The following is a 15,017-nucleotide window of genomic DNA, read 5'->3' on the forward strand; positions in this document are numbered from 1 at the left end:
CCCCTCAGGGACAGCGGATCACCTGACCCGCGTACGAGAGATTCCCGCCGAAGCCGAAGAGCAGGACCGGCGCGCCGCTGTGGACCTCGCCGCGTTCCACCAGCTTGGACAGGGCCATCGGGATCGAGGCGGCGGAGGTATTGCCGGAAACCACGACGTCCCTGGCGATGACCGCGTTGACCGCGCCGATCTTCCTGGCGACCGGCTCGATGATCCTCAGGTTGGCCTGGTGCAGCACCACCGCCCCGAGGTCCTCGGGCGTCACACCGGCCTTCTCGCACACCTTGCGGGCGATCGGCGGCAGCTGTGTGGTGGCCCAGCGGTAGACGGACTGCCCTTCCTGCGCGAACCGCGGCGGCGTCCCCTCGATCCGTACGGCGTTCCCCATCTCCGGCACCGAACCCCACAGCACGGGTCCGATCCCGGGCCGGCCCTCCCCGTGCGGCTCCGCGACGACGACCGCCGCACCGGCTCCGTCACCGAGCAGGACGCAGGTGCTGCGGTCCGTCCAGTCGGCGATGTCCGCCATCTTGTCGGCGCCGATGACCAGGACCCGTTCGGCGGCCCCGGCCCGGATCGCGTGGTCGGCGGTGGCGAGGGCATGGGTGAAGCCGGAGCAGACCACGTTGATGTCCATCACGGCCGGCGAGCCCATCCCGAGCCGGGCGGCGACGCGCGCCGACATGCTCGGCGAGCGGTCGATCGCGGTCGAGGTGGCGACCAGGACCAGATCGACCTCGGCCGGCTGGAGCCCCGCCGCGGCCAGCGCCTTGGCCCCCGCCTGCGCGGCCATCTCGTCCACCGGCTCGTCCGGGCCACCGACGTGGCGGGTCTTGATGCCGACGCGACTGGTGATCCACTCGTCGCTGGTGTCGACCATGGCCGCCAGATCGTCGTTGGTGAGCACCTTGGCGGGCTGATAGTGGCCGAGCGCCACGACACGTGAGCCGGTCATGTACGGGGTCCCCTCGCTACGTATGGCAGGAACCATCCAGTCTTGGTCGCTACCGCCCGGTACACGTGCACGTGTTCCCACAGGAATAGCGCCCGACCGTTGGAGACTTGACGACAGCCCCGACGCTTCGGAAGGCATATTGTAGACAATATTCTGTCTACCAGCAGATTCAGGCGAAGATCACCGCTCCCTGCGCATGCTGCGACACCGGCTGCGATGTCACACTCCATGTGCAGGACAGCAGGACAAGCAGGACAAGGGCCGGTCCGGCTTCCAGCCCGGCCCGGCTTCCACCACGTACAGAATCGGATTCAACCGCAATGGGACGGGTCACCGAGCGTCGCCGCACCATCCGCATCCGGGACGGGGCCGTCTCCACCCGCCCCGACACCCTGGTCGCCGAGGAGCCCCTGGAGATCCGGCTGAACGGCAGGCCGCTCGCCATCACCATGCGCACGCCGGGCGACGACTTCGCACTGGCGGCGGGGTTCCTGGTGAGCGAGGGCGTCATCGGTGACGGCTCCGAGGTGCAGTCGATCGTCTACTGCGCCGGAGCGACGGCCGAAGGCGTCAACACGTACAACGTGGTGGACGTGAAGCTCGCCCCCGAGGTCGCGGTCCCCGACATAACGCTCGAACGCAATGTGTACACCACCTCGTCCTGCGGGCTCTGCGGCAAGGCGAGCCTGGACGCGGTACGCACCACGACCCGGCACCCGGTCGCCGACACTCCCCCGCTCAGGGTCGGACCCGCGCTGCTCTCCGCCCTCCCCGACCGGCTGCGCGCGGCCCAGCGGGTCTTCGACCGGACCGGCGGGCTGCACGCGGCGGCACTGTTCTCCGAGACGGGCGAACTGCTCGACATCCGGGAGGACGTCGGCCGGCACAACGCGGTCGACAAACTGGTCGGCCGGGCCCTGACCGACCACCGGCTGCCGCTGTCCCGGTCGATTCTGCTGGTGTCGGGGCGGGCCTCGTTCGAGCTGGCCCAGAAGGCGGTGATGGCCGGGATCCCGATGCTCGCGGCGGTCTCGGCGCCGTCGTCCCTCGCCGTCGATCTGGCGGCCGAGACCGGACTGACCCTGGTCGGCTTCCTGCGGGGCCCGTCGATGAACGTGTACGCGGGCGAGCACCGCATCGCCCTGGAGGCGACGGCCGGACGGGACTGAGGCGACCGGCCCGCCCGGCACAGCGCCCCCGGGCGGGCCGCGCCGTCAGCTCGCGACGGCGGGCTCCGGCGCCACCGGTCCGCCGGCCGGCCGCTCCTCCCGCACCGCGTCGCGCGAGCGTCGCTTGGCGATCACGGCGCACACCATCAGCTGCATCTGGTGGAAGAGCATCAGCGGCAGCACGGCGAGGGACGCCTGCGCCCCGAACAGCACGCTCGCCATCGGCAGTCCCGAGGCCAGGCTCTTCTTCGAACCGGCGAACTGGATGGCGATCCGGTCCTCCCGGTCGAAACCGAGCCGCTTCGCCCCGTACCAGGTCAGCGCGAGCATCAGCGCGAGCAGCAGCACTTCGGCGCCGAGCAGCGCCCCGAGCCGGGCCGGGGTGACCTGGTGCCAGATGCCCGAGACCATGCCCTCGCTGAAGGCCGTGTAGACGACGAGCAGGATCGAGCCGCGGTCGACATAGCCGAGGACCTTCTTGTGGCGGGTGATGAAGCCACCGATCCAGCGGCGCAGCAGTTGCCCGGCGACGAACGGCAGCAGCAGCTGGACACCGATCTTCAGCAGCGCGTCCGCCGAGAATCCGCCGCCGTCGTTGCCGAGCAGGGCGGCCGCGAGCAGCGGGGTGAGGAAGATCCCGGCGATCGAGGAGAAGGAGCCCGCGCAGATCGCCGCGGGCACGTTGCCGCGGGCGATCGAGGTGAAGGCGATCGACGACTGGATGGTCGACGGGACGAGGCAGAGGAAGAGGAAGCCGCTGTAGAGCTGCGGCGTCAGGACGTACGGAACCAGTCCCCGGCCCGCCAGCCCGAGCAGCGGGAACGCCACGAAGGTGCAGATCAGCACGGTGAGATGGAGTCGCCAGTGCTTCAGTCCGTCCAGCGCCTCGGCGGTGGAGAGCCGGGCGCCGTACAGGAAGAAGAGGAAGGCGACCGCTCCGGTCGAGGCACCGCCCGCCACCTGGGCGGCGGCCCCCGACGCGGGCAGTATCGCCGCGAGCACGACGGTGCCGATCAGCGCCAGGATGTACGGGTCGAGCGGCAGCCAGGACGGCGGCTTCAGGGTGCGGCGGCTCATGTGCTCCACATGTTCTCTTGGTTCTGGTCGTGCCCGGTCCATGCTGCTCCTGATCGGGGCGATCGGGAATCCCGTACACCGCTCTCACTGTCATCACGGTGCGCGATAGCCTGGTGCCATGTACGACCCCGCACAGCTCCGTACCTTTCTCGCCGTCGCCCAGACGCTGAGCTTCACCCGGGCCGCCCGTCGGCTGGGGGTACGGCAGTCCACGGTGAGCCAGCATGTGCGGCGTCTGGAGGACGCGGCGGGGCGGCAGCTGTTCACCCGGGACACGCACCGGGTCGATCTCACCGTGGACGGCGAGGCGATGCTCGGCTTCGCCCGGACGATACTCGCGGCCCACGAACGGGCCGCGGCCTTCTTCACCGGCACCCGGCTGCGCGGGCGGCTGCGGTTCGGGGCCTCGGAGGACTTCGTGCAGACCCGGCTGCCGGAGATTCTGGAGTCGTTCCGCCGCGACCACCCGGAGGTCGAGCTGGAGCTGACGGTGGAGCTCTCCGGGACGCTGCACCAGCGGCTCGCGGCCGGCCGGCTCGATCTGGTGCTCGCCAAGCGGCGCGCCGGTGACACGCACGGCGAGCTGGTCTGGCAGGACGCGCTGACCTGGATCGGCGCACCGCAGCTGCGGATCGACCCGGACCGCCCGGTTCCGCTGGTCCTCTTTCCACCGCCCGGCATCACCCGGGCCCGTGCTCTGGAGGTCCTGGAGGAGCACGGCCGGTCCTGGCGGGTGGCCTGCACGAGCACCAGCCTGAGCGGGCTGATCGCGGCGGCCCACGCGGGGCTGGGCGTGATGGCGCACAGCCGTGGGCTGATCCCGCCGGGCCTGGCCCCGGTGCCCTCCAGAGCGGGCCTGCCGGAGCTGGGCGGGGTGGACTTCGTGCTGTCGCACGGCCCGCGTCGCGACGGGACGCACGAGGCCGCGGACGCCCTGGCGGCGGCGATCCTGGCGGGCGGCGACCGGCTGATCCGGGGCGTCGGCACGATCGGTTCGGTCAACGGCCGGGAGAGCGCATGACCGCCCGTGCGTACGGGAAGCCATGGACGGCAGAGGTCATGTGACCGAACCATCCGATTCGGGACGGATGAGGGCAGAGCACGGCGCATGCGTCCGGAACGGGAGTGGCAGTGGCGTACAGATTCGGTGGAGATTCCGGCGCCCGCCGCTCACCCTACGGTCCCGGCCACGCCCGAGGCTTGCCCTTCTGGCCGGATTTAGGTGACTGACCTGTGCATATGCCAGGTTGTCCACCGGTGCGTGGCTCTCCCGCCGCGCCGCCCGGTGGGGTAGCGTCACGGCGCTGTGCGGAGCGCCACAAGGAGCAGGTCATTGCGCGAGTTCACTGTCCCACCCATGGCGGCCGCGCCCCTCGTGGGCGGCCTGGCCGATGTGGTCTTCGACCATGCCGAGGAAGACCCGGACCGGGTCGCGCTCGGCCGGAAAGACGCGAGCGGACAATGGCGGGATGTCACCGCTGCGGCGTTCCGTGACGAGGTGCTGGCGCTGGCCAAGGGGCTGATCGCGCACGGCGTCAGATTCGGCGACCGGGTGGCGTTGATGTCGCGCACGCGCTACGAGTGGACGCTCTTCGACCTCGCGCTGTGGACGGTCGGCGCCCAGTCCGTACCCGTCTATCCGACGTCCTCGGCCGAGCAGGTGCTGTGGATGCTGCACGACGCCGAGGTGTCGGCCGTCATGGTCGAGCACGAGGACCACGCCATGACGATCGCCTCGGTGATCGACCGTCTCCCCGGACTCAAGCGGCTCTGGCAGCTGGACGCCGGCGCGGTGTCCGAACTGACCGACGCGGGGGCGGACGTCGAGGACGAGGTGGTGCACCGCCACCGCCGCGCGGTGACGCCGGAGTCGGTGGCGACCGTCATCTACACCTCGGGGACGACGGGACACCCCAAGGGCTGTGTGCTCACGCACGCCAATTTCATGTTCGAGACGGACACCATGGTCGCCCGCTGGAGGTCGGTCTTCCACTCCAAGCCGGGTGATGAGGCGGCGACCCTGCTCTTCCTGCCGCTGGCGCATGTCTTCGGCCGGATGGTCGAGGTGGCGGCGATCCGGGGCCGGGTGAAGCTGGGCCACCAGCCGGAGCTGTCGGCCAGGGCGCTGATGCCGGACCTGGTGTCGTTCCGGCCGACGTTCATCCTGGCGGTTCCGTACATCTTCGAGAAGGTCTTCGACGCCGCCCGGCGCAAGGCTGAGGCGGAGGGCCGGATCGGGCCGTTCGACAAGGCCGTGGACATCGCGGTGAAGTACGCGGAGGCGCTGGAGGCGCGGGCGTTCGGGACCGGTCCGGGGCCGTCCGCCGGGCTGCGGATGCAGCACCAGTTCTTCGACAAGGTCGTGTACAAGAAGGTGCGCGATGCGATGGGCGGCCGGATCCGGCACGCCATGTCCGGCGGTTCGGGGATGGAGCGTCAGCTCGGCCTGTTCTTCGGGGGCGCCGGTGTCACGGTGTACGAGGGCTACGGGCTGACCGAGTCGACCGCCGCGGCGACGGCCAATCCGCCGGAGCGCACCAGGTACGGCACGGTCGGGCTGCCGATCCCGGGGACGACCGTGCACATCGCCGAGGACGGCGAGGTGTGGCTGCACGGCGGCAATGTGTTCGGGGGCTATCTCGGCGATCCGAAGGCCACCGACGCGGTGTTGCGCGAGGGCTGGCTGGCCACCGGGGATCTCGGCTCGCTGGACGAGGACGGCTATCTGACGATCACCGGGCGGAAGAAGGAGATCCTGGTGACATCGGGCGGCAAGAGCGTTTCGCCGACCGGTCTGGAGGAGCGGGTGCGGGCGCATCCGCTGGTCTCGCAGTGCATCGTGGTCGGCAACGACCGGCCGTACATCGCGGCCCTGGTCACGGTCGACCAGGAGGCGGTGGACCACTGGCTCGGGATGCAGGGGCGGGCGCCGCTGAAGCCGGAGGAGCTGGTGCGCGATCCGGGCCTGGAGATGGAGGTCCGGCGGGCGGTGGTGGCCGCCAACACGGCGGTCTCCCAGGCCGAGTCGATCCGTACGTTCCGGATCCTGGCGCTTCCCTTCAGCGAGGAGCACGGTCTGCTCACCCCGTCGCTGAAGCTGAAGCGCAGGGCGATCGAGACGGCGTACGCGGCGGAGGTCGACGCGCTGTACCGCTGAGACGTGGCGTGCCCCGGCGGTACAGCGCGTACAACGTCCGGCGTACGCGCTAGGTGATCGAGACGCGGAACAGCTTGTCCGAGCCGTCGGGCTCGTTCCCCTTGTTGTCGCAGTTGGTGGTGGAGAGCCAGAGCTGGTCCTGTCCGGGCACCTTGGTGACGGTGCGCAGCCTGCCGTACGTACCCACGTAGTACGCGCTCGGTGTGCCCAGGTTCTCGGTGTCACCGGTGATCGGCACCCGCCACAGCCGTTCGCCCTTCAGCGCGGCCATGTAGATGACGTTGCGGACGATGGCGATCCCGCTGGGTGAGGCCTCGGAGATGTTCCAGGTCTTCTTCGGGTTGGTCATGCCGGTGGTGGTGCAGGTGCCCTCGCAGACGGGCCATCCGTAGTTCTTGCCCGGCTTGATGAGGTTGAGCTCGTCCTTCTTGCTGTCGCCGAACTCCGCCTCCCACAGACGGCCGTTGCGGTCGAAGGCGAGGCCCTGCGGATTGCGGTGTCCGTAGCTGTAGACGTAGTTGCCGAACGGGTTGCCGGGGGCCGCCTTGCCGTCCGTGGTCATCCGGAGGATCTTGCCGTTCAGCGAGTTCTTGTCCTGGGCCAGGTCGGGCGTCTGCGCCTCGCCGGTCGACGCGTACAGAAAGCCGTCGGGGCCGAAGGCGAGCCGTCCGCCGTTGTGGTACCTGCTCTTCTTGATCCCCTGGAGCAGGACCGTGTACCCGCTGAGCGAGCTGCCGTCGTAGGTCATCCGGGCGACCCGGTTGCCCTCGGAGGCGGTGTGCATGAAGTACACGTAGTGGTTGGTGGACCACTTCGGGTCGACGGCGACGCCGAGCAGGCCGCCCTCGCCGTCGGTCGTGACGGCTTCGGGCACGGTACCGACCTGGGTCCTGGTGCCGTCGGGGGTGGTCCTGAGGACCTTGAAGCTGTCCCGTTCGGTCACCAGCGCGGTCTTGCCGTCGGGCATCCAGTAGGTGCCCCAGGGGATGGACCAGCCGCCGGAGACGGTGGCGATGCCGGAGGGCACCCCGCCGTCGGTGGCGCAGTCCGGGGTGGTGAAGGTGACCGTGTTGCTCGGCGGTGAGGCGTTGCCCGCCGCGTCCCTGGCGACGACGTCCAGGCTGTACGGGCTGGCGCAGGCGAGCCCGGTGAGCGTGGTCGTGGTGGCGGGCGGAGTGCCGGTCACGGTCCTGTAGACGGTGCTGCCGCTGCGTACCTCGTAGGCGGTGACGGCCTTGTCGTCCGTCGACGCCCCCCAGCTCAGTGCGACGCTGTTCGCGGTGAGGCCCGAGGCGGACAGGGTGCCGGGTGCCGAGGGTGCGGTGGTGTCGTCGCTCTTCAAGGTGGTGCAGTCCACGATGGGGCTGACCGACGACACATTGCCGGCCGCGTCACGCGCGAACAGTGTGAGGTTGTACGTGGTGTCGGCGGTGAGCCCGGTGAGGCTCTTCGTGGTGGCGGTGCCCGGTGCCTCGCCGAACTTGTTGCCGTGTTCGTAGATGTCGTACGCGACGACACCCACGTCGTCCGTGGCCGCTCCCCAGCTGAGGGTGAGGCTGTTCTCGGTGATCTCCGAGCAGCTGGGCGCCGTGGGTGCGGTGGGTGCCTCGGTGTCCGACGGGGTGACCGTGACGTCGAGGTAGTCGAGGTTGGGGAGCCCGTTGGCCGTCGTGGATGTCAGCCGGATCTTGTTGCTGCCCGCCTTGAGGGCGGCGGTCAGGGTGGAGGTGGCCCAGGTGTTCCAGTCGGTGGTGGCGTCGAAGGCGCGGGCGGCCGAGACGACCGTGCCGCCCACGGCGACATCGGCGGGCCTGGCGTCCGCGGTGCCGTTGGAGTAGCGGATGGCGATCTTTCCGGTGCCGGCGGAGGCCGCGGTGACGGTGAACTCCACATAGCTGCCGGCGACGTTGTCGCCGTTGACGAATCCGGTGCCCGAGTAGCCGGAGTGGTTGGACTCGGCGGCGCCCTCGACGATCGACGCGGACTCCGCCTCGTACCGGGTGGCGGCCGCGGATGCCTGCTGCGGGACCGCCTGCACCAGGGCGGTGCAGAGCAGCACGGCCGTGAGGGCGGCTGATTTCCGGCGTTGCGTGGTGAGCGTCGCGATCTGCATCCCGGCCTCCTCAGGGGACCCAGTAGTTGCCGGATGCGACGATCATCGACTGGAGCTGGACGCTCCCGCCGTAGTAGAGATCCGGGTCGATCGAGGTGGCGGCGAGCTTGTTCCAGAGCGCGTCGAGCCAGGCCTGGGAGCCGGAGTCGGTCAGCGCGGTCACGACGAACGGGGCGGTGAACGCCATGTCGTTGCCGCTGTCGAACACCGAACCGTCCCGGTGGTAACCGCTGGCGATCTTGTCCGGGTTCCCGCCCGTCTTGGTCTTGATCCAGGAGTTGAGCTTGCGGGCCGAGGCGAGCGAGGCGCTGTCCCCGCTGGTGACGGCGTCGGCGCCGATGCGCCACGGGTCGCGGCAGGCGTTCCAGGAGTAGTCGCCGTCGTTGGGGCTTTCCAGCACCTCGCCCGGGGCGGGCTTGGCGGTGGTGTTGGTATTGACGACGAAGTCGGCCAACAGCCCTGTCGCGGATGCGTACTTGGACTGCTGGGAGGTGATCAGGTTCTGGTGTGCGGTGCGCACGGTGTCCCAGGTGCTGTCACCGGTGGCGGTCTTGAAGGCGCGGAAGTGGTCGATCATCCAGTCCGAGGAGCGGGTCATCCAGTAGTGGGACTCCCCCGAGTCCGACCAGTCACCGAGCAGCGTCAGGTGCGTGGTCGGGTTGACCTCGCTCTTCTTGATGGCGTTGATGTGCTTGACCGCGAGGCTCTTGTAGTCGTACGTCCCGGTGGAGCCCCACTGCTTGTCGGCGAGGAGCAGCCCGAAGGCGACGTCGAGGTCCCCGTCGGTCGCCGAGTCGGAGCCGTCGACACTCTTGCAGGAGGCGTCCTGTTCGGCCGCGAGCAGATTGGCGTTGTTCACCGAGGGATGCGCAAGCACGTACTTGACCATGCCGTCGAAGACGGTCTTCGCCTCCGGGTCGGCGCCCGCCATCGTCGCGGTGACGACCATCCCGTAGCCCTGGGCCTCGGCGACGTAGGGGTGGTCGGCGTCCGGCGAGATGACCTCGTACCAGCCGTTCCCGCAGTTCTTCCTGACGAACGCGGACTTCCAGGCGTTGTACGTCTTGATCACGGCCTGGTCGAGCGCCGGCTGCGTACCGGAGGGCTTCAGCGTCCCTGTGGCGTAGGGGAATCGGTGGCTGCCGAAAGGCACTGCGGGGCCGTCGGCGGCGGCCCGGACGGTGTCGGTCCCGGTGGCGGAGGCGTTCGGGAGATGTCCCAGCAGAGGCAGGAGCAGGCAGCTGAGGCCTGTGAGAGCAGCAGCCAAGCGGCGTGGGGGTGCGGCAGGGTGCACGGTGATCCCTTCCGGTTCGGTGTTAGGAAAGGTTCCTAACCGACACTGCATAGGATTCCCTGCGGAGCTTTCTGTCAATGCCCTGCGTGGGCCCAAATCCCGGACGGGGCACTCCGGTCGGGCCGGATGCGGGCAGCCCGGCATCGGGACGGGCCGGTCAGAGCAGTTGGTAGCCGCGCATGCGGGTGAGCAGGAGATGGGTGTCCTGCAAGGATCCCGAGGTGTCGCCGAGCGACCGGTAGATGCCCCATTTGGGCCGGACCCGGTCGGCGAGGAGCGTGTCGACGCCGGACTTCGACCCGTCGACGACCGTGGTCGCCCCGTCCTTGAGGATCCAGCGGACCGACCCCGCCGCGCCGTCACCGATCGCGATCCGGAAGTCGACGTCGATCCACTTGTTCTGGAGCGGTACGAGGTCGGTGCGACCGACGAGGATGTCGGCGACGGCCAGCTTGAGTTCGATGGTCTGCACGCCGTTCACCCGGCGCAGGGACTGCACGACGATCGGCGAGGTGCCGGTGCCCGGCTGCTTCATCTGCATGATGTGGGTGAAGCTGGTGGTCGCCTTCAGCGAGCCGGGAATGTACATGCGGTACGTGACCCGCCAGGTCTCCCCGGGCAGCCACTTGAGGTACGAACTCGCCCCGGTGCGCAGCCCGGTCACCTCCTGGCGCTGACGGTCCGTCGAGGTGTCGCGGTCGACGGTGTGCATGTTGAACCGGAAGTTGTCGCCCTCGGCGAGGATGTGCGGCTGCCCGGCCGGATGGGAATCGGCCCGGTCGTCCTCGATGGTCTCGAAGGCGCCGAGTCCGCCGCTGCCCGCCGAGGGCGACCAGCGCAGCTTCCAGCTCGCCGCGTGCGCGGTGGCGGGGAGCCCGGCGGTGGCGGCGACGGCGCCGCCGATGGCCGCACCGAGCAGGGCACGCCTGGATGGGTTCGTCACTTCGACCTCACTCGGAGTCGTTCCTTCAGGGTCTCGGCGTTGCCGCGTTCACAAGAGTGTCCGTAGTTCAGTGACGCGCTCAAGGGTTGCGTGCTGGTGGGCCCCGGTCAATGGCCCGTGCGGAGAAGAGGCCGGAGGGTGTGGCGGGGCGCCGAAGGGGCGGTGACGCAGGCCGTGGACGCCCGGGCTGCGGGGGGAATGCCTGGCCGTCGTTGATCGTTGACCTTGCGAGTACCAACCGACGACGTAAGGATCGACCGCTCGTGAGCCAGGTCCCCTCCATCACTCTCAACAATGGCGTCGAGATGCCGCAGCTCGGCTTCGGTGTCTGGCAGGTGCCGGACGACGAGGCCACGAAGGCGGTGGCCACCGCCATCGAGTCCGGGTACCGGAGCATCGACACCGCCGCGATCTACGAGAACGAGCGGGGCACCGGCCGGGCGATCACGGCCTCCGGTGTCGCACGCGAAGAGCTGTTCGTCACCACGAAGCTGTGGAACAGCGAGCAGGGCTACGACTCGACCCTGCGCGCCTTCGACGCCTCGCTCGACAAGCTGGGGCTGGACTATGTGGATCTGTACCTGATCCACTGGCCGACCCCGGCCAAGGACGCGTACGTCGACACGTACAAGGCGTTCGAGCAGATCCACTCCGACGGGCGCGCGAAGGCCATCGGTGTGTCGAACTTCCTCCCCGAGCACCTGGAGCGGCTGCTCGGCGAGACCTCCGTGATCCCGGCGGTCAACCAGATCGAGCTCCACCCGCAGCTCCAGCAGGCCGAGTCGCGCGTCTTCCACGCCAAGCACGGCATCGCGACCGAGGCATGGTCGCCGCTGGGCCAGGGCAAGGGCCTCCTGGAGGTCCCGACGGTCGTCGCGATCGCCCGGAAGCACGACCGCACGCCCGCCCAGGTGGTGCTCCGCTGGCACCTCCAGACCGGCAATGTGGTGATCCCGAAGTCCGTGACGCCGTCCCGGATCGTGGAGAACCTCGATGTGTTCGGCTTCGAGCTGGACGCCGACGACCTGGCGGCGTTCGCCGCACTGGACGAGGGCAAGCGCCTCGGCCCGAACCCCGGTGAGTTCAACGCCGGCGCCTGAAACACAGCGGAACGGACCGCCGCCCGGCTGCCGAGCCGGGCGGCGGTCCGCCACGGGACAGCCCTGGGGCTGAAGGGACCGGAAAATGAACGGGGACACCGCGCCCGTCGTCGCGGCGGGCCACTACCGGCTGCGCAATGTGGCCAGCGGGCTGCTGCTGGAGGTGCGCGACTCCGCCAAGGGCGGCGGCGCCCCGGTCCAGCAGGGCGCGGAGAGCGGTTCGGCGGCCCAGCACTGGCAGCTCTCGCCCGTGCACGAGGGCGCCGCGCTCCACTACCTGGTCAATGTCCACAGCGGAAAGCGCCTGGACGTCGCCAATGCCTCCACCGAGAACGGCGCCGTGATCCAGCAGTGGCGGGCCAACAACTACGGCGCCCAGGAGTGGCTGATCGAGCGACATCTGGAGGCGCCGGGGGTGGTGACCCTGGTCAGCTTCATCAGCGGGCTCGTCCTCGAAGTGGCCGACGGCAGCAAGGTGGGCGGCGCGCGTGTCCAGCAGTGGGAGGACACCGACTCCCCCGGCCAGTGGTGGCGGTTGGAGCCGGTGCGGGACGCCACCGGTGCATAGGCCGGATACAGGCCCGCACGGGGACATGTGCGGCTGTGCGTAGTACGGACCGCCGTTCCGGCGGCCCTTCGGGGCCGTCCCGCCCCGGGCCGTCACTCGCCTGGGTCAAGACGACCCGCCGACCCCCCGGCGGCTGGGACATGGGCGGCGTCTGCCGCGCCGACGCCACGTTCTGCCGCCCGGTCGCCGGGCCCTGCCAAGGGCCGTACCGGCCGGCTGGCAGAGCCTCGCCGTCCGGCTTTAATATGGCCTAGCAGGTGTTCGAACCTGTGGTGGTCGTTCAGGTGAGGCTATCCGACCGGGGCGACCCGGTCGGATAGCCTGAATGGAGCCCCGGCCCGATTACGGCGGGCCGGGGTTCTACGTCACCTGAGTGACTCGGTTTTACCAGTCCCTGCCACCGCGGTCGTCGTCGTAGTGACGCTCGATCACTCGGAAGCTGCCCACGACACCGTTCTTGACCCACACACCGCCCTCGACGTGGCCCGGGTGCACCCCGTTGCTGTCGCTGTGCGGTCCGACGGTGGCGATGGGGGCGCCGTTGTCGCAGGTGACCCCGCGGAACACCTCGACGGTGTGGCGGCTGTCGTTGCGGATGTTGAGCGTCTTGGAGCCGAGGCCGCTGACCACGGTCACGCAGCCGCCGCGCTCGTCACTGTACGTCCGCTCGTTGATGTGGATGCGGCCCTCGTAGTGGTCCCGGCCCCCACCGTAGCCGCCGCCACCTCGCTCGTTGCCACCCTTGCCCTCGTTGCCCTTGCCGACGTCGCCGCCGCCGAGAGCCGAAACGGGAGCAGCCTGCTGGACGGCCGGGGCAGCCGCCTGAGCCGGCTCGGTGGTGGCAGCCGAAGCGTAGGTGATGCCGGTGGCGGCCAGGGCCGCGGCGGCCGCGACGGCAGCCGTAACGATCGTGGAACGCGTAATCATGTCGCTTCTCCTGTCTCAGAGAGACCGACCGATGCGGTCGATCTGCGGATGAAATTACTGACGATCCGAATACGTGTCATTTCAGACACGTCGAAGGCCGGCGCCCGAGCGCCAGTCGGGTTACATGAAATACGCAATATGCGATTTTCACATCATTAGATGAGTTCCAACTGCCCCTGTTCGCAGGTGCGTTGAATTGCCATTAGCCTGCACAGGGGACTTTCTGATGCCCACTCACCCTGGCGGCAGTGTGTCTTGCCTTGACACGGGCCGGGCAAGACACTGATGCCGTAAATGCCCAGGTCAGTCGTCCAGCCAGCGCCTGAGGTCCTCGGTGTGCTCACCGACACGCGGCGGCCGCCGTTCGTAGCGCGGCGGGGTGCGGGACAGCCCGATGGGGTTGGCCACCAGGCGCATGGGGTCGTCGGGGTCCGCGTCGGCCGGTGTGACCTGCGGCGACAGGCCCAGGCGCTCGGCGAGATCGAAGGCGCCCGCGAGGTCGTTCACCGGGCCACAGGGCACACCGAGCGGGGTGAGCAGGTCGAACCACTCGGCCGCGGTGCGCGGGGCGAGCCGCGTGGAGATCTCCCCGGCCAGCGCGTCGACGTGTGCGACCCGGTCCGCGTTCGACGCGAACCGGGGGTCGGCGGCCAGCTCCTCGGCGCCCAGGCCCCGGCACAGAGCGTGGAACTGCCGGTCGTTGCCCACGGCGACGACCAGTGGCCGGTCCGCCGCCCGGTAGACCTCGTACGGAGCGATGGACGGGTGACGATTGCCGAGGATGCCCGGCACCTGACCGGCCAGGGTGTAGCCACCCGCCTGGTTCACCATGCTCGACAGCAGCGAGGACAGCAGATCGACCTCGACGTGCTGACCCTCACCGGTCGCGTCGCGGTGGCGCAGCGCCGCCATGACGCCCACGGCCGCGTGCAGTCCGGTGAGCACGTCGACGAGCGCCACACCCGTCTTGACGGGCTGTCCCGGCGCGGGCCCGGTGACGCTCATCAGCCCGCCGACCGCTTGCAGCAGCAAGTCGTAGCCGGGCAGCCCGGCGCCTTCGCCGGATCCGAATCCGGTCACCGAGCAGTAGACGATGCCGGGGTTGAGCGTCTCGGCCTGCGCGTAGGAGAGTCCGTACTTGTCCATCGTGCCGGGACGGAAGTTCTCGAAGAGCACATCGGCCCGGCGCACCAGTGCATGGGCGTCGCGGCGCCCTTCCGGTGTGCCGAGATCGATGGCGAAGGACCGTTTGTTGCGGTTCACGGACAGGAAGTACGTCGACTCCCCATGGGCGTGGGGCGGCCCCCAGGCCCGGGTGTCGTCGCCCGCGCCGGGACGCTCCACCTTGATGACGTCGGCGCCGAGGTCGGCGAGGAGCATCGTGGCGTACGGAGCGGCCAGCACCCGCCCGAAGTCGGCGACCACGACACCCGACAGGGGGCCGGGAACGGGCGTTCCCACCGGGCGACCGTCCGGAATGCGCGTCTGCGACGGGGCGGCCGCCGGGGTCGCTCCGGTGTCCGGGGTGGCTGGGGTGTGCTGCATTCGGCTCCCTCTCGACAAGGCCTGTCACGCACCGGGCCGCTGATGGCCGCGATCGCGAAGCCTCATCCTGGGCATGCCGCACACCCCGTGCCAGTGGACGAGATGTCCTGTCCGGACCCCGGGTACCACTCCAATCCGTCGATGGGCCGTGAGCCGGGGATCCGGTCGG

The 15,017-nt window shown here is 69.7% G+C and carries 12 protein-coding genes; 5 read left to right on the forward strand and 7 right to left on the reverse strand.

The annotated features are described in order from the left end of the window. Positions 1–4: 4 nt before the first annotated feature. On the reverse strand, positions 5–955 hold the full coding sequence (locus OHA19_RS07050; protein ID WP_405749695.1) for a beta-ketoacyl-ACP synthase III: 951 nt from the start codon (positions 953–955) through the stop codon (positions 5–7). A 320-nt stretch (positions 956–1,275) separates the two neighbouring features. On the opposite strand from OHA19_RS07050, the gene fdhD reads away from it, so the two are divergent. Then, a complete protein-coding gene (gene fdhD, locus OHA19_RS07055; RefSeq protein ID WP_405718609.1) occupies positions 1,276–2,124 on the forward strand; it encodes a formate dehydrogenase accessory sulfurtransferase FdhD in 849 nt (282 codons plus the stop codon). A 45-nt stretch (positions 2,125–2,169) separates the two neighbouring features. Here fdhD and OHA19_RS07060 read toward each other — a convergent pair whose 3' ends face one another. Beyond that, positions 2,170–3,201, reverse strand: coding sequence for a bile acid:sodium symporter family protein (locus OHA19_RS07060; protein WP_405749697.1), 1,032 nt, complete (start codon positions 3,199–3,201; stop codon positions 2,170–2,172). Positions 3,202–3,319: 118 nt separating this feature from the next. Between OHA19_RS07060 and OHA19_RS07065 the strand changes: the two genes are divergently transcribed. After that, positions 3,320–4,222: a LysR family transcriptional regulator gene (locus OHA19_RS07065; protein WP_405718603.1), complete on the forward strand. Its 903-nt coding sequence runs from the start codon at positions 3,320–3,322 to the stop codon at positions 4,220–4,222. Between the two features lie 336 nt (positions 4,223–4,558). Further along, positions 4,559–6,358 (forward strand): AMP-dependent synthetase/ligase, encoded by a 1,800-nt coding sequence (locus tag OHA19_RS07070; protein WP_405718601.1) that lies wholly within the window; start codon positions 4,559–4,561, stop codon positions 6,356–6,358. A gap of 49 nt (positions 6,359–6,407) precedes the next feature. Here OHA19_RS07070 and OHA19_RS07075 read toward each other — a convergent pair whose 3' ends face one another. The 3 genes from OHA19_RS07075 to OHA19_RS07085 all read right to left on the reverse strand — a co-directional run bounded on the left by OHA19_RS07075 (position 6,408) and on the right by OHA19_RS07085 (position 10,708). Continuing rightward, entirely contained in the window at positions 6,408–8,471 is a 2,064-nt protein-coding gene (locus OHA19_RS07075; protein ID WP_405718598.1) for a PQQ-dependent sugar dehydrogenase, read from the reverse strand. A gap of 10 nt (positions 8,472–8,481) precedes the next feature. Then, positions 8,482–9,738 (reverse strand): glycosyl hydrolase family 8, encoded by a 1,257-nt coding sequence (locus OHA19_RS07080; protein ID WP_405749699.1) that lies wholly within the window; start codon positions 9,736–9,738, stop codon positions 8,482–8,484. A 184-nt stretch (positions 9,739–9,922) separates the two neighbouring features. Next, the gene (locus tag OHA19_RS07085) at positions 9,923–10,708 is read right to left on the reverse strand and encodes a Tat pathway signal sequence domain protein (RefSeq protein ID WP_405749701.1); all 786 of its coding nucleotides are present in this window, start codon (positions 10,706–10,708) and stop codon (positions 9,923–9,925) included. A 263-nt stretch (positions 10,709–10,971) separates the two neighbouring features. Here OHA19_RS07085 and OHA19_RS07090 point away from each other — a divergent pair, with 263 nt between their 5' ends. Further along, positions 10,972–11,808 carry an aldo/keto reductase gene (locus OHA19_RS07090; protein ID WP_405718591.1) on the forward strand — a complete coding sequence of 279 codons (837 nt, stop codon included), beginning with the start codon at positions 10,972–10,974 and terminating at the stop codon, positions 11,806–11,808. 85 nt (positions 11,809–11,893) lie between these two features. After that, a complete protein-coding gene (locus OHA19_RS07095; protein WP_405718588.1) occupies positions 11,894–12,376 on the forward strand; it encodes an RICIN domain-containing protein in 483 nt (160 codons plus the stop codon). A 384-nt stretch (positions 12,377–12,760) separates the two neighbouring features. On the opposite strand, the gene OHA19_RS07100 is transcribed toward OHA19_RS07095, so the two are convergent. Next, on the reverse strand, positions 12,761–13,303 hold the full coding sequence (locus OHA19_RS07100; protein ID WP_405718585.1) for a hypothetical protein: 543 nt from the start codon (positions 13,301–13,303) through the stop codon (positions 12,761–12,763). Between the two features lie 303 nt (positions 13,304–13,606). Continuing rightward, entirely contained in the window at positions 13,607–14,848 is a 1,242-nt protein-coding gene (locus tag OHA19_RS07105) for a CaiB/BaiF CoA transferase family protein (protein ID WP_405749702.1), read from the reverse strand. Between the last annotated feature and the right edge of the window lie 169 nt (positions 14,849–15,017).

Origin of the sequence: Streptomyces sp. NBC_00012, from assembly GCF_045040875.1 — a bacterium.
GTDB lineage: Bacteria > Actinomycetota > Actinomycetes > Streptomycetales > Streptomycetaceae > Streptomyces.

Coding starts and splice junctions, on each gene's coding strand:
- OHA19_RS07050 (WP_405749695.1), bottom strand. CDS start 955: ATGACCGGCTCACGTGTCGTGGCGCTCGGCCACTATCAGCCCGCCAAG.
- fdhD (WP_405718609.1), top strand. CDS start 1,276: ATGGGACGGGTCACCGAGCGTCGCCGCACCATCCGCATCCGGGACGGG.
- OHA19_RS07060 (WP_405749697.1), bottom strand. CDS start 3,201: ATGAGCCGCCGCACCCTGAAGCCGCCGTCCTGGCTGCCGCTCGACCCG.
- OHA19_RS07065 (WP_405718603.1), top strand. CDS start 3,320: ATGTACGACCCCGCACAGCTCCGTACCTTTCTCGCCGTCGCCCAGACG.
- OHA19_RS07070 (WP_405718601.1), top strand. CDS start 4,559: ATGGCGGCCGCGCCCCTCGTGGGCGGCCTGGCCGATGTGGTCTTCGAC.
- OHA19_RS07075 (WP_405718598.1), bottom strand. CDS start 8,471: ATGCAGATCGCGACGCTCACCACGCAACGCCGGAAATCAGCCGCCCTC.
- OHA19_RS07095 (WP_405718588.1), top strand. CDS start 11,894: ATGAACGGGGACACCGCGCCCGTCGTCGCGGCGGGCCACTACCGGCTG.
- OHA19_RS07100 (WP_405718585.1), bottom strand. CDS start 13,303: ATGATTACGCGTTCCACGATCGTTACGGCTGCCGTCGCGGCCGCCGCG.
- OHA19_RS07105 (WP_405749702.1), bottom strand. CDS start 14,848: ATGCAGCACACCCCAGCCACCCCGGACACCGGAGCGACCCCGGCGGCC.